At 56.4% G+C, this 13,395-nt stretch carries 10 protein-coding genes; all 10 read left to right on the top strand.

Annotated features, from left to right (window positions below; translation table 11 throughout):
- Nucleotides 1–55: 55 nt before the first annotated feature.
- The 10 genes from QT231_RS10740 (at nucleotide 56) to QT231_RS10785 (ending at nucleotide 13,376) form a co-directional block, all read left to right on the top strand.
- Nucleotides 56–2,206 carry a methyl-accepting chemotaxis protein gene (locus tag QT231_RS10740; RefSeq protein ID WP_308336894.1) on the top strand — a complete coding sequence of 717 codons (2,151 nt, stop codon included), beginning with the start codon at nucleotides 56–58 and terminating at the stop codon, nucleotides 2,204–2,206.
- Nucleotides 2,203–3,075 carry a CheR family methyltransferase gene (locus QT231_RS10745; protein WP_308336895.1) on the top strand — a complete coding sequence of 291 codons (873 nt, stop codon included), beginning with the start codon at nucleotides 2,203–2,205 and terminating at the stop codon, nucleotides 3,073–3,075. The genes QT231_RS10740 and QT231_RS10745 overlap by 4 nt, the downstream gene beginning before the upstream one ends.
- A 91-nt stretch (nucleotides 3,076–3,166) precedes the next feature.
- Nucleotides 3,167–4,228 carry a chemotaxis response regulator protein-glutamate methylesterase gene (locus QT231_RS10750; protein WP_308336896.1) on the top strand — a complete coding sequence of 354 codons (1,062 nt, stop codon included), beginning with the start codon at nucleotides 3,167–3,169 and terminating at the stop codon, nucleotides 4,226–4,228.
- Between the two features lie 61 nt (nucleotides 4,229–4,289).
- On the top strand, nucleotides 4,290–5,984 hold the full coding sequence (locus tag QT231_RS10755) for a methyl-accepting chemotaxis protein (protein WP_308336897.1): 1,695 nt from the start codon (nucleotides 4,290–4,292) through the stop codon (nucleotides 5,982–5,984).
- A gap of 113 nt (nucleotides 5,985–6,097) precedes the next feature.
- Nucleotides 6,098–6,487 carry a chemotaxis response regulator CheY gene (gene cheY / locus QT231_RS10760; RefSeq protein WP_022520923.1) on the top strand — a complete coding sequence of 130 codons (390 nt, stop codon included), beginning with the start codon at nucleotides 6,098–6,100 and terminating at the stop codon, nucleotides 6,485–6,487.
- A 41-nt stretch (nucleotides 6,488–6,528) separates the two neighbouring features.
- Entirely contained in the window at nucleotides 6,529–7,224 is a 696-nt protein-coding gene (gene cheZ, locus QT231_RS10765; protein ID WP_308336898.1) for a protein phosphatase CheZ, read from the top strand.
- 104 nt (nucleotides 7,225–7,328) lie between these two features.
- Nucleotides 7,329–8,495 (top strand): flagellar biosynthesis protein FlhB, encoded by a 1,167-nt coding sequence (flhB, locus tag QT231_RS10770; protein ID WP_308336899.1) that lies wholly within the window; start codon nucleotides 7,329–7,331, stop codon nucleotides 8,493–8,495.
- Nucleotides 8,492–10,579, top strand: coding sequence for a flagellar biosynthesis protein FlhA (flhA, locus tag QT231_RS10775; RefSeq protein WP_088702024.1), 2,088 nt, complete (start codon nucleotides 8,492–8,494; stop codon nucleotides 10,577–10,579). Before flhB ends, flhA begins: the two co-directional genes overlap by 4 nt.
- Nucleotides 10,580–10,638: 59 nt before the next feature.
- A complete protein-coding gene (flhF, locus tag QT231_RS10780) occupies nucleotides 10,639–12,822 on the top strand; it encodes a flagellar biosynthesis protein FlhF (RefSeq protein ID WP_308336900.1) in 2,184 nt (727 codons plus the stop codon).
- Nucleotides 12,819–13,376, top strand: coding sequence for a hypothetical protein (locus QT231_RS10785; protein WP_308336901.1), 558 nt, complete (start codon nucleotides 12,819–12,821; stop codon nucleotides 13,374–13,376). Before flhF ends, QT231_RS10785 begins: the two co-directional genes overlap by 4 nt.
- The last annotated feature ends 19 nt before the right edge of the window (nucleotides 13,377–13,395 follow it).

Below are 13,395 nucleotides of genomic sequence, written 5' to 3' on the forward strand. Positions count from 1 at the left end.
TTTGGTAGGGCAAACAAACTTTTTTTAACAATAAAACACTAAAAAAAGGCACAACATGCGTAATAACCAGCCAGTCTCTCAGCGTGAAATTGAGCTAAAAGAGGATGACTTCCTAGTCTCCCGAACTGATACCAAGGGGCGCATCACCTATGCTAACCCCGCGTTTATCGACATTAGCGGCTTTGAGCACGCAGAGCTGATAGGTGCGCCGCATAACCTAATACGCCACCCGGATATGCCGCCAGCGGCTTTTGAAAACCTCTGGCAAACGGTCAAAACGGGTGAAACGTGGCGCGGGCTGGTTAAAAACCGCTGCAAAAATGGTGACCACTACTGGGTTAACGCCAGTGTGACGCCGATTATCGAAGATGGGCAAGTAGTGGGTTACACCTCGGTACGGGTGCAGGCAAGCCGCGAAGCCATTGCCCAGGCAGAGCAGGCGTACACTGAGATACGTGAAGGTCGTGGCAAGCGACTCTACTTGGATAAAGGCCGGTTACGCCATAAAGGGGTGGTCAAACGTTTGGCCCGGGTACGTCTTGATACCATACGTGCCAAGTTGGTTGGCATGATCGTCGTGGCAGGGCTGCTGCTGTTAATTAGTGGAGGCCTGGGCTTGTATGGCTTGAATGTCTCTGGCGAACGCTTGGGGCAGCTGAATAATGACGGTCTGCGTGACGTTATTCGCCTTCAACAAATCGACCAAACCATTGCGCAGACCCGCCAAGCGATGATTGAGCCAGAGCGTATGGAACTGATCAATCAACGCTTCGAGATGGGCGAAAGTGTTCAGGAGAACGCTGCGACCGTCGCTGCGGCTTGGCAGGCGTATTACTCCCGGGAGGTCAATGCGACGGAGCTGGCTGCCGAGTTCGATCAGCAGCTGCAGGCTTTTTTGCAAAACGGTATGGGGCAAGCCGCGAGCGTCCTGCAGGCGGAAGAGACCTACCAAGCCTTTACCGGCCTGGATGCGGTGATCAATGTGATGACCAATGAGGGGCGTGTCCTGTCAGGCATGGTGAATCAACTGATTGCCCAGAAACAGCAGGCCGCTGAAGTCATGGCCGATGAAGCACAGCAAGGTCAAACCACGATGCTGGGCGCGCAGGCAATCGTCCTGGGGGTTGGCTTACTGCTACTTATTTTGATCGGCGTGGTTACTTTGCGGGCGATTACCCGGCCGCTAAAAAGCGCCGCAGGTTTTACGCTGCAAATTGCTGGCGGTAACTTGGCAGCTAAAGTGCCTGCCATGCGCCGTGATGAGGTGGGGCAGCTAATGGACTCCCTGAACACCATGCGTAAAAGCCTCAGCAGCATCATCGCCGACGTTAAAAGCGGCATTGACGTGGTGACCCCGGCTGCCCAGGACATCGCCAGTGGTAACGAAGAGCTCTCGTCGCGTACCGAGCAGCAGGCGGCCTCTTTGCAGCAAACTGCTTCCAGCATGGAAGAAATGACCGCTACCGTGCGGCAGAACAGCGAAAACGCTCAAGAAGCCCGCCGTCTAGCCGATAATAATGCTATCCAGGTAACGAATACCGGCGAGTTGATGACGCAGTTGGTCGACAGCATGCAGCGGATTACTCAAAGCTCCCAGCAGATGGCCGATATTATCAATGTGATCGATTCAATTGCGTTTCAGACCAATATTCTGGCGCTGAATGCCTCGGTTGAAGCGGCACGCGCAGGCGAGCATGGGCGGGGTTTCGCCGTGGTAGCCGAAGAAGTGCGTAATTTGGCGGGTCGCAGCGCCGGCGCTGCTCAAGAAATCCGTGGTCTGATCGATGGTTCTAACCATGAAGTGAGCGCGGGGGCTAGTTTAGTGACTAAGGCTGAAGCCGCAATTAGCGAAGTCGCAGAAGCCGCGCGTAGTGTGACCCAAATTATGCACGAGATATCGGCTGCCTCTGAAGAGCAGAGCCATGGGATTGCCCAGGTTAACCAGGCAGTAGCAGAGATGGATCAAGGCACCCAGCGCAATGCTGTGCGGGTTCAAGAAACCGCACGTGCGGCGGTTTCCCTAGAGAAGCAGGCGGGGCTATTAGCACTGTCAGTGGAAGCATTTCGATTAAACAGTCAAGGGGCGCTACGTCCGCCAGTAGATACAGCACCCAACCCCGCTGCTCAACTGCCTAGCACCGCGCCGTCGAATAAGTCGCCCGTTAAACGGCAAACAGCCTCAGTAGAGGAGTGGGAAGAGTTTTGACCGAACAACGTGAACGGGCTGGAGACGCTGGCCAGTGGACATCAAGCAGCCAGATTGAACGCGATCTGGTACTGACTGATGCAGATTTTACGCGTATTCGCGAGCTGATTTATCAGCGCGCCGGTATTGTGCTGGCTGAACATAAGCGTGAAATGGTTTATAGCCGCTTGGCAAAGCGGCTGCGCCACCATGGCATGACGCGCTTTACCGATTATCTGGTACGTCTGGAGCGCCAGCCAGAAGCTAAAGAGTGGGAAGCGTTTACCAACGCACTGACCACTAACCTCACGGCCTTTTTTCGTGAAGCGCACCATTTTCCGCTGCTAGCCGAGCATATAAAGAACAAGCAAGACCCGGTCACTATTTGGTGTTCGGCCGCCTCCACCGGGGAGGAGCCCTACTCGCTGGCAATGACGTTGTTGGAAACGCTGGGCCCGAAAGCGTCACAGGCCAAAGTGATCGCAACGGATATTGATACCGATGCGTTGGCCAGGGCGCGTGCAGGCGTTTATCCACTGGAACAGGTACGCAAGATCGATGAGGCGCGAGTCAAGCGGTTCTTTCAGAAAGGCACGGGCAATCATGCGGGCTTTGCACGGGTTCGCCCAGAAGTCTCCGCCTTAGTCGAGTTTATGCCACTTAACTTGCTAGCACCGCAATGGCCAATTAAAGGCCCTTTTGATGCGGTGTTCTGCCGAAACATCATGATTTATTTTGATAAAGATACTCAATCAAAAATTCTTAAACGGTTTGCGCCGCTGATGAAGCCCGATGGCCTGCTGTTTGCAGGTCACTCAGAGAACTTCTCGTATATCAGTGATGCGTTCAAACTGCGTGGCCAGACGGTTTATACCGTGGCCAAAAAATGAACAAATATCGTGTCTTTATGATCGCTTTAGGCGCTGTGGCTCCGGCGGTTGCAATCACACATCAGGCGTCTACAGCAAGAGGAGGCGTGCTTTGAGCGCAGCCAAGATCAAAGTATTGTGTGTCGATGATTCGGCGCTAATTCGCGATTTGTTAACAGAAATTATTAATTCCCAGCCCGATATGGAAGTCGTTGCGGTAGCACCCGACCCCATTGCCGCCCGGGATTTAATCAAGCAGCACAATCCTGATGTGTTAACTCTTGACGTGGAAATGCCGCGTATGGACGGCTTGGATTTTCTCGAGCGTTTAATGCGTCTGCGGCCTATGCCGGTGCTAATGGTGTCGTCCCTCACCCAAAGCGGCTCAGAAATCACCCTGCGCGCGCTTGAGCTGGGTGCGCTGGATTTTGTCGCCAAGCCGAGCCTGGGTATCCGCAACGGGATGATGGAGTACGCCGACGAAATTGCCGAAAAGCTGCGTGCTGCGGCACGCTCACGCCCCCGCCAGGCGCGGCATAAAAACACACCGCCGCCAGCCGCCTTGAAGGCCCCACTGGTAACGAGTGAAAAATTGATTATTATCGGCGCGTCCACTGGCGGCACTGAAGCAATTCGGGCGGTGCTTGAGCCGTTACCGGCGAATGCCCCGGCGATTTTGATTACCCAGCATATGCCCGGCGGCTTCACTCGCTCGTTTGCCGAGCGGCTAGACCGGCTATGCCGGATTACGGTTAAAGAAGCCACCGATGGCGAGCGAATTCTACCTGGGCATGCTTATATCGCTCCGGGGGATCAGCACCTCAAGTTGGCACGTAGTGGTGCTAACTACGTGGCGCGCCTCGATGACGGCCCACCAGTCAACCGCCACCGCCCATCCGTTGACGTGCTGTTCCATTCAGCGGCTCAGCATGCAGGTAAGAACTCCATTGGCGTGATTCTGACGGGTATGGGCAAGGACGGCGCGGCAGGGTTGCTTGAGATGCGCCAAGCGGGTGCGCCCACTATCGCCCAGAATGAGCAGTCCTGCGTGGTTTTCGGTATGCCGCGAGAAGCCATCGCGATGGGAGGCGCAGTAGAAGTGGTGGCTTTGGACGATATACCCTCGCGGATGATGGCACTGATCGCTGCCTCCGGCCGCGCCCAGCGGGTGTAGTGCGGTTCATAACCAGTCTAACTCACCATAAAATCTTAATAAGCTCGCAAGGGAACTCACAATGAATCGTTTACTGCGCAACTTGAGTATTCACGCCGCTGTGGTGGCGGCACTTAGCTGCTTTGTCGTGCTTATTTTAGTGATTGCGGGCTTGGGTGCTGTGGCAGACCGCGACGCACAAAATAATCTTGATACACTGAGTAATATTAGCGTTGCGCAGTTGAATGAGATTAACCGCGCCGACTCACTGCTCAATCAGGCCATGGTGGCGATGGAAACTGCCTCAAACTTTCTCATGGTGGGCCAGACCCGGCAATCCAATGAGCAGGTTGATATTGCGAGCGATCGCATAGAACGTTCTGAACAGCGTTTTGCACGCTTTGCGGCGAACTCATTCTCTCCACAGGACGCGGTATTGGCTAACGCTTTGATTGAAGATTTTAATACTGTAATGGGGTTAATTAAGCAGCAGCATGAAACCTTCGAGTATATGGATTTGACCAGCTATAACAATCTACGCGATGAGCTAGTCGAACCATTGAGCAGTTTAAATGCTAGCACGACGGCATTTGTACAGCACGGTTTCCAGCGTGTTGATACCATTCGAGCTGATGCGCAAGCCCAGAGTGAACTGTTTAATATGATCAAGGCTGCAGCGGTGCTCTTTGCCCTAGTGATAACCCTGGTCATTTACTTCGGTTTACGCCGCACGGTGATTGCGCCGCTGAGGGGGGCTGTTCAGCGCCTGGATGCAATTGCCGAGGCCGACCTCTCCAAACCGCTGCCAGAAGCGGGTAAAAACGAGATTGGTCGTTTGTTCGGTGCCATGGGCACCATGCAGCAGAGCCTCACCAATATCGTTAGCCGGGTACGCGAAGGCAGCAACGAAATACACCACGGCACCCGTGAGATTGCCAGCGGCAATGCGGATCTCTCCTCGCGTACCGAGCAACAGGCCGCATCTATTCAACAAACTGCGGCGAGCATGGAGGAGATGACCGCGACGGTTAAGCAGAATGCCGACAACGCCCGCCAAGCCAGCACCCTGGCAGCTGACGCCTCCACTACGGCTGAACGCGGTGGTCAAGTGGTAGAGCAGGTGGTGCAAACCATGCACGGTATTTCCACCAGCTCTAAAAAAGTTGCCGACATTACCAGCGTTATTGATTCGATCGCCTTTCAAACCAATATTTTGGCGCTCAACGCCTCGGTAGAGGCCGCACGCGCCGGCGAGCAGGGCCGAGGCTTTGCGGTGGTGGCAGGAGAAGTGCGCAACTTGGCCAGCCGTAGTGCGGATGCGGCCAAAGAGATTAAAACCCTGATTGATGCCTCGGTGACGCAGATCCAGCAAGGCTCAACGCTGGTCGAGCAGGCGGGCACCACGATGTCGGATGTAGTCACCGCGGTACGCCGCGTCACCGATATCATGGATGAAATTTCTGCTGCCTCCCAGGAGCAGAGCGACGGCATCGAGCAGGTCAGTCAGGCCGTGGGTCAGATGGATCAAGTCACCCAGCAAAACGCTGCGCTGGTACAGCAAGCCACTGCGGCAGCTGCTTCACTTGAGGAGCAGGCCAACCGGTTGGAGCAAGCGGTAGCTGTCTTTAAGCTATTAGGTATGCAAGGTGCATCGCATCAGGCGCTCCCAGCCTCGTCACCCACAGCGAGCGCTATGCCTGCTCCCAGGGCTGACCAGCAGCAGGTGAGTCGGCCTGCCGCCAAGCGTAACGACCACGAAGAGTGGGAAGAATTTTGAAGGCCAGTTTTAGGAACAGCTCTTAGAAACAGTTCTAAGCGACCGTTTTAAATCCCTGACTGTATTTTTCAGTCGCCCCCTGTGCCATATATTGATTGATTAGAGGATGACCCATGGCAGATAAGAATATGAGTTTCCTGGTTGTAGACGACTTTCCCACCATGCGTCGGATCGTGCGCAGTCTGCTTAAAGAGCTGGGCTTCACCAACGTGGATGAAGCCGAAGATGGCCAAGATGCGCTCAATAAACTGCGCGCCGGCAAGTTTGAATTCGTCGTTTCCGATTGGAACATGCCGAACCTTGACGGCTTGGAGATGCTCAAGGAGATCCGTCAGGATGACGCCTTGAAAGACCTGCCCGTACTGATGGTGACCGCAGAAGCGAAGAAAGAGAACATTATAGCGGCCGCTCAGGCGGGCGCTAACGGCTATGTCGTCAAGCCGTTCACTGCCGCTACCCTGGAAGAGAAGCTCAATAAGATCTTCGATAAATTGGGTATGTGAGTGACTGAGCCTATGTGCTTGGTTAACGAGGAGACAACATTATGAGCCAGAATGAGCAGTCCGATTCTGAGCAATCGTCCGAACAAGCCGCTGAAGACCTGATTCATCGCATTGGCAAGTTAACGCGCATGTTGCGCGAAAACATGCGCGAGCTGGGTCTTGATAAAGAAATCGAGAAAGCGGCCGAAGCCATCCCCGATGCACGCGACCGCCTGCATTATGTCGCTACGATGACGGAGCAGGCAGCAGATCGAGCGCTCAATGCCGTTGACCGTGCGCAGCCGCTGCAGGATCAATTGTCAGACCGGGCGGAAGCGCTGGATAAGCGCTGGGCCGAGTGGTTTGAAGCGCCGAAAGAGCTGGATGAGGCCAAAGCACTTGTCGTCGAGACACGCACTTATCTCAGCGATGTGCCCGATGTGGTGTCAGCCACTAACAAAGAGCTGATGGAAATCATGATGGCCCAGGACTTCCAAGACCTGACCGGCCAGGTGATTAAGAAGATGATGGACGTGATCCATGAGATCGAGCATCAGCTGGTTCAGGTGCTCATCGATAACGCCCCAGGCGCCCATGCACGAGAAACGCTGCAGCGCAAGGCCGAGGATCAGTGGAAAAGCGACAATGCACGGCGTAACGAAGAGCTTTTGAATGGGCCACAAGTGAAGGATAATGTTCCGGATACCGTCTCTGGGCAAGACCAAGTAGACGACTTGTTGGACGAATTAGGCTTTTAAAACGCGTTATTAAACGCCCGCTGGGCGTACAAGCACGTTGTTCAGCCGTCCCTATGGGCGGCTGAATACGTGATAAGCTTCGCTTCACCTGGCCGGATACCCGTATGGCAGATAACGATAGCGACCAGGAAAAGACCGAAGAGGCCACGCCCAGGCGAAAAGAGAAAGCCCGTGAAGAGGGCCAGGTCGCCCGTTCCCGCGAGTTAAATACGTTTCTGCTACTGCTGGGCGGTGTGGTTGGCCTCTACAGCATGGGCGGTATGCTCTATGACCAGTTAGGTGCGGTGATGGAGCAGGCCTTTCTGTTTGAGCGTCGACAAGCAATGGAAAGCACACCGATGCTGGTCAATGCGCTGGATCTAGGGCAGCGCACGCTATTTGCCATGATCCCGCTGTTTTTGTTGTTAGTCATTATCGCGTTAGTCGCCCCAGGGCTGATGGGAGGTTGGCTGATATCGGCGAAATCGATGCAGCCCAAGTTTTCCAAACTAGACCCGATTAAGGGCGTAAAGCGCATTTTGTCAACCCAGGCGCTGATTGAGTTGGCCAAAGCGATCGCCAAGTCGGTTTTGGTAGGGGGCGTTGCTGCGACGTTTTTGTATTTCAACATCGGCAAATTTATGGCGCTAATGGATCAGCCTATCCAGCAAGCGCTGACCAACGCTCTTAGCATGGCGGCTCAGGCGGCTGGGCTCATGGTGCTGGTGTTGATCGTGGTCATTCTGATCGATGTCCCTTTCCAGCTCTGGGACAATGCCAAGAAGCTGCGCATGAGTCAGGAAGAGGTCAAGCGTGAGCACAAGGAGTCCGAAGGCGACCCCCATGTAAAAGCGCGTATACGCCAGCAGCAACAGGCCATGGCGCGGGGCAGGATGATGAGCAAGGTACCCGAGGCGGACGTCATCATTACCAACCCCACGCACTATGCAATAGCGCTGACCTATCAGGAGGGCAGCATGGGCGCCCCGCGGCTGGTGGCAAAAGGCGCCGATGCGGTGGCCGCGCGCATTCGCGAAATTGGTGAGGAGGCCGGTGTACCGCGATTGGAGGCAGCACCATTGGCGCGTGCCCTGTATCATCACGTGGATCTAGAGGCGGAGGTGCCGGCTGAACTGTATACCGCAGTGGCGGAAGTAATGGCCTGGGCCTATCGTCTCAAGCAAGTCGCAAAACAAGGAGGCGAGGTGCCCCCAACCCCCGATAACCTGCCGGTACCACCGGAGATGGAAAGCCCCGGGCATGGCGCCGGTGGTAATGAGGCGCAACCATGAAAGGCTTGAGTCAGCTAGTAGGTCGGCGCGACTGGATGAGCGATGTGCGCATGAAGCTGCTGGTCGGGCCGCTGCTCATCCTCATGATTTTGGGCATGATGATTGTGCCCTTGCCCCCCTTCGCTCTCGATTTACTCTTCACCTTCAATATCGCGCTGGCCATTATGGTGTTAATGGTCAGCATGTTTACCCAGAAACCACTGGATTTTGCGGCCTTCCCGGCTGTGTTGCTATTCACCACGCTGCTGCGCCTGTCGCTCAATGTGGCCTCTACCCGGGTGGTGCTCATGGAGGGCCACCAAGGCGGTGCGTCCGCGGGTAAGGTCATTGAAGCGTTCGGCGCGTTCCTGGTCGGCGGTAACTTCGCTGTGGGCCTGGTGGTCTTCCTGATTCTCGTCATCATCAACTTCATGGTTATCACCAAAGGTGCTGGCCGTATTGCTGAAGTGGGGGCGCGTTTTACCCTGGATGCCATGCCGGGTAAACAGATGGCCATCGATGCCGATCTCAACGCCGGTTTAATCGGTGAAGAAGACGCCAAAAAGCGCCGCGCGGAAGTCGCTCAAGAGGCTGATTTTTTTGGTTCAATGGATGGCGCCAGTAAGTTTGTCCGTGGCGATGCCATTGCCGGTTTGGTGATTATGGTGGTCAATATCATCGGCGGGCTGATGATTGGCATGCTGCAGCACGATATGAGCTTTGGCGCTGCTGGCCAGACCTATATGTTGCTGGCGATCGGCGACGGCCTGGTGGCGCAAATTCCCGCCCTGGTGATCTCTACCGCAGCGGGTGTCACGGTCTCCCGGGTAAGTACCGACACGAACGAAGATATTGGCCAGCAAATGCTCAGCCAACTGTTCGTTAATCCCCAGGTACTGATATTGGCTGCCGTAGTGATGGGGCTATTGGGCATGGTGCCCGGTATGCCCAATTTAGTATTTCTATTTTTTACTGCGCTGTTGGCGGGCTTGGCATGGTTTCTTATGCGCCACAAGGAAAAGGCGCTGGTCAAAGAGGAAATTGCCGCGGCACCGGTGCCTCTACAAGAGACACCCGAAGCGAGTTGGGAAGACGTGCAGCTGGTCGATACCCTGGGCCTGGAAGTAGGGCACCGCTTAATACCGCTGGTCGACTCGCGCCAAAAAGGGGAGTTGCTTGGGCGGATTAAGAGTGTGCGTAAAAAGTTCGCCCAAGAAGTGGGCTTCCTACCGCCGGTGGTGCATATCCGCGATAATTTGGAGCTGCCGCCCAACGCCTATGTACTCTCCATGAAAGGCGCCGAGATTGGCCGCGCCGAGGCGCAGCCGGGTAAATGGCTGGCGATCAACCCGGGGCAGGTCTCCGGCGAGCTGCAGGGCACCCATACTCAGGATCCCGCTTTTGGCTTGCCCGCTGTCTGGATTGATAGCAACCAGCGCGAACATGCTCAGGTGTATGGCTATACCGTGGTGGACGCCAGCACGGTGATCGCTACCCACTTGAACCACCTGCTGCACCGCCACTCTCCCGAGATGCTGGGCCGTCAGGAAGTGCAGAAGCTGCTGGATAAAATGGGGGATGATCAGAAAGCTCTGGTCGAAGAGGTGATCCCGAAAGCTATTTCGCTGACGGTGCTGCAGCGTATCCTGCAAAACCTGCTCGATGAAGATGTCTCTATACGTGATATGCGTACTATTCTGGATACCCTGGCGGAGTACGCCACCCAGCAAAAAGATCCTAACGAGCTGACGGCTCTGGTGCGTGTTTCGCTGGGGCGGGCGATTGTCCAGCAGTGGTTTGCAGGGCAGGAGACGCTTAATGTCATGGGGTTGGATGCCCAGCTGGAGCAGGTGCTGGTACAGGCCATGAACGGTAACGGCGCTATGGAGCCCGGGTTGGCAGAAACACTGATGACCCAGGCGCAGCAGGCGCTGGAGCGTCACGAAAGCTCCGGCGAGCCGCCGGTGCTGGTTGTGCAGCACTCGCTGCGAGCGGTGCTGTCGCGCTTCTTACGCCGGCGTCTACGCCATATGTCAGTGCTGTCCCAGGCAGAAATCCCCGACGACCGCACATTAAGAGTGACCACTATAGTAGGCGGACGTTAATGATGACACGCCGTGATAGGCTAGCGTTGACCATTTCCAGAATAGGCAAAAGGTAAATCATGAGCGTTAGACGTTTCGTGGGAGCCAATAGTCGTGATGTGATGCGCCAAGTGCGCGAAACGCTCGGTGAAGACGCCTTGATTGTGGCCAATCGGCGTACCGAAGGGGGCGTTGAAATTTTGGCCATGGCGGACGAAGCCATCGACCACTTTGAACCTTCACCGGAACCCGCCCCCCCCGAAACGCCGTCAGCACCTCCACCGCAAGACCCCATGCAGGCGATGAGTGAGCGCTTACTGCGCGAGATGCAGGATATGCGCGCGCTGCTGGCAAACAACCAGTCAGCCCATACCGCCTCACCAATACAAGCCACGCCCACAGGAGCGGCTGCGCGGCTGCGCCAATTGCTATGGAACGTCGGTTTTGGCAGCGAGCTTGCCGATGAGCTGTTGGCAGGGTTGCCCGAACCATTAACCCGCTTAGACGGCAACAGTGAAGCGCCGCTGCAGTGGCTGCGTCAGCAGTTAATGGATCGTCTCTGCGTGTTGAGCGATGAGCCAAGCTTTTTTGATCAAACCGGTATTGTCGCCCTGGTGGGGCCGACGGGGGTGGGCAAAACCACCACCACCGCCAAGCTGGCGGCGCGCTTTGTGATGCGTCACGGTACGCGCCCGGTGGCGCTGGTGACCACCGACAGCTTCCGGATTGGTGCCCACGAACAGCTACGCATCTACGCGCGCCTGTTGGATACCCCGATGTACGCGCTGGATGCCGAACAGCCCATCGACGATTTGCTGGGTCGCCTGCAGGGCAAACAGTGGGTGATTATCGACACCGTGGGTATGAGTCAGCGTGACCAGCGGGTGATTGAGCAGATTGCCCACCTCCAGGGCGGACGCTCGCGGGTGCGTTTGGTGCTGCTGCTTAATGCCGCCAGCCAGCCTGAAACCCTCGAGGAAGTTGTTCTGCGCTACCGCCAAGCCGCGCGAGCGGCGGGCGCAGAGTTAGATGACTGTATTATTACCAAGCAGGATGAGGCCGGGCGTCTGGCGCCAGTGTTAGACATTATTATGCGCCACGGGATGCGCGTGCTGTTTGGTTCAAATGGCCAGCAGGTGCCCGAAGATATGGCGATTGCCGCCCCTGGAGCGTTAGTGGATCAGGCACTGAGCACGGCGACGCCACAGCGTGAGCGGCCACAAAGTGCTGATGCCCCGATGGGGATGCCGCGCTGGTCGCGGGATGTGCTGGGCCAAGGGCGCCGTTTATCGTCGTTACTGGCGAGATTGCGCCAACGCATCACAGGGTTTGCGGCGTTAGAAGAGATCTGGGACTTAGCCTCGCTACCTAGCCGTGTGCAGGAAACGCGCTTGGACGCTCTGCTCGCCGATTACCCAGCGAGGGATACCACCTTAGGCATGGCATGGTCTCCGCGGCGTAATGAGCGCGGCTGTGATTGGGCAATGCCCGACATTGGGTTAGACACAAACGGAGCCTGGTTAGCGCTACCCTGGCTGCAGCATCGCCATACTGCGGGGTGGCAGCCGCGCTTGGCCGCGTTGTCTTCATCAAACGGTGTCGCGGTGCACTTGCTACCGCGTTTCCCTGAAACGGATGCGCTAGCGTGGCTAGAAGCCGAGCATTTGACCTGGGTCAGCCAAGTAGCACCCAGTCATCGGGTACTCTTTCACCGCGAGCGCCAGACGATTCGTCAGCTGTTTAATGACAGTGTGCTTACGCACCATGTGGGCGTGCGTTTTCGCGGCCAATCGGTGCAACTATGGACTGCCTACGCTGAAGTTGAGGACGCCAGCGGCACTGCGCTGCTCGCCTGGTACGGGGAGGTACGCGATCCGGAAAGTGCCAAAGTGGTGGTGCGCCGCTACTGGCTTACCCCGGCTCGGCTAGGGGCCGAGGTGCTCTCCCTGCTATTAACCCAGCTGCAAAGCGAAGGTTTGGCTGCTTTGACCCGGCGCGCGTGGCAACAGTTAAAAGAGGCCGATAGCGGTGACCTCAATGCTGAGGTGCGGCTGTTAATGGCCAGCGGTGTAGCGTCGGTTGCCGGGCATCTTGATGTTGCCGATGATGAGGAAGCGCAGACGCTGCGCGGCGATCTGCTCAACCTACTAGGCGCCAGTCGTCGCCGCCGCGATACCGGTATGCTCGATGCGCTGGTCTACGCCTTTATGGCGCGGGATGCGATTCGTCAAATGGGCAGTGTGAGTCGAGAGGGTGTGGCGTGAGCGAACAAGATCAAGCCTCGGGACTGCGCAAGTGGGCTAACCTACAGCGCCAACAGCAGCAGGGCGAGGGGGCGGTTGACGTCGCGGCAGCCGAGCCTGTGCCCGGAGACACTTCACCCCTATTAACGCCTACGCTAGCGGCGGTGGAAGAGGTGGCGCCACCCAGAGCCAAAATTCCACTTATAGTGGTTGGTTTACCCGGTAGCGGAGCCGCTCAGGTGAGCAAGGTCAAAGCACGTCTGGGGCAGTGGTCAGCGCTAGGTCGAAACTGGGCCGGGGAGCCTGATGACTGGGACATTCGTATCGTAATGGCGGAAACGTCCGACCTTGCTCAGCTTCGCGAGCAATACAGTCGCTGGGCGCTATGGATCAGTAGCGATGCCGATACCTTTGCTGCCATGTTCCGTACCTTGCGACAGCTCCATGAGCATGGCGGGCCACGTCGTTTACTGGCGCTCCATGAGCCGCATTTGCCGCGTCAAGGGCTGCTCAATAACTTGCGTGAAGCCGCTGATTACTACTTAAATATGGAGTTACTGGTACTTGCACGATGAGCACACTCTGCCGAGGGGA

Source organism: Halomonas sp. SpR1, assembly GCF_031010175.1.
GTDB lineage: Bacteria > Pseudomonadota > Gammaproteobacteria > Pseudomonadales > Halomonadaceae > Vreelandella.

Coding starts and splice junctions, on each gene's coding strand:
- QT231_RS10740 (WP_308336894.1), top strand. CDS start 56: ATGCGTAATAACCAGCCAGTCTCTCAGCGTGAAATTGAGCTAAAAGAG.
- QT231_RS10755 (WP_308336897.1), top strand. CDS start 4,290: ATGAATCGTTTACTGCGCAACTTGAGTATTCACGCCGCTGTGGTGGCG.
- cheY (WP_022520923.1), top strand. CDS start 6,098: ATGGCAGATAAGAATATGAGTTTCCTGGTTGTAGACGACTTTCCCACC.
- cheZ (WP_308336898.1), top strand. CDS start 6,529: ATGAGCCAGAATGAGCAGTCCGATTCTGAGCAATCGTCCGAACAAGCC.
- flhB (WP_308336899.1), top strand. CDS start 7,329: ATGGCAGATAACGATAGCGACCAGGAAAAGACCGAAGAGGCCACGCCC.
- flhA (WP_088702024.1), top strand. CDS start 8,492: ATGAAAGGCTTGAGTCAGCTAGTAGGTCGGCGCGACTGGATGAGCGAT.
- flhF (WP_308336900.1), top strand. CDS start 10,639: ATGAGCGTTAGACGTTTCGTGGGAGCCAATAGTCGTGATGTGATGCGC.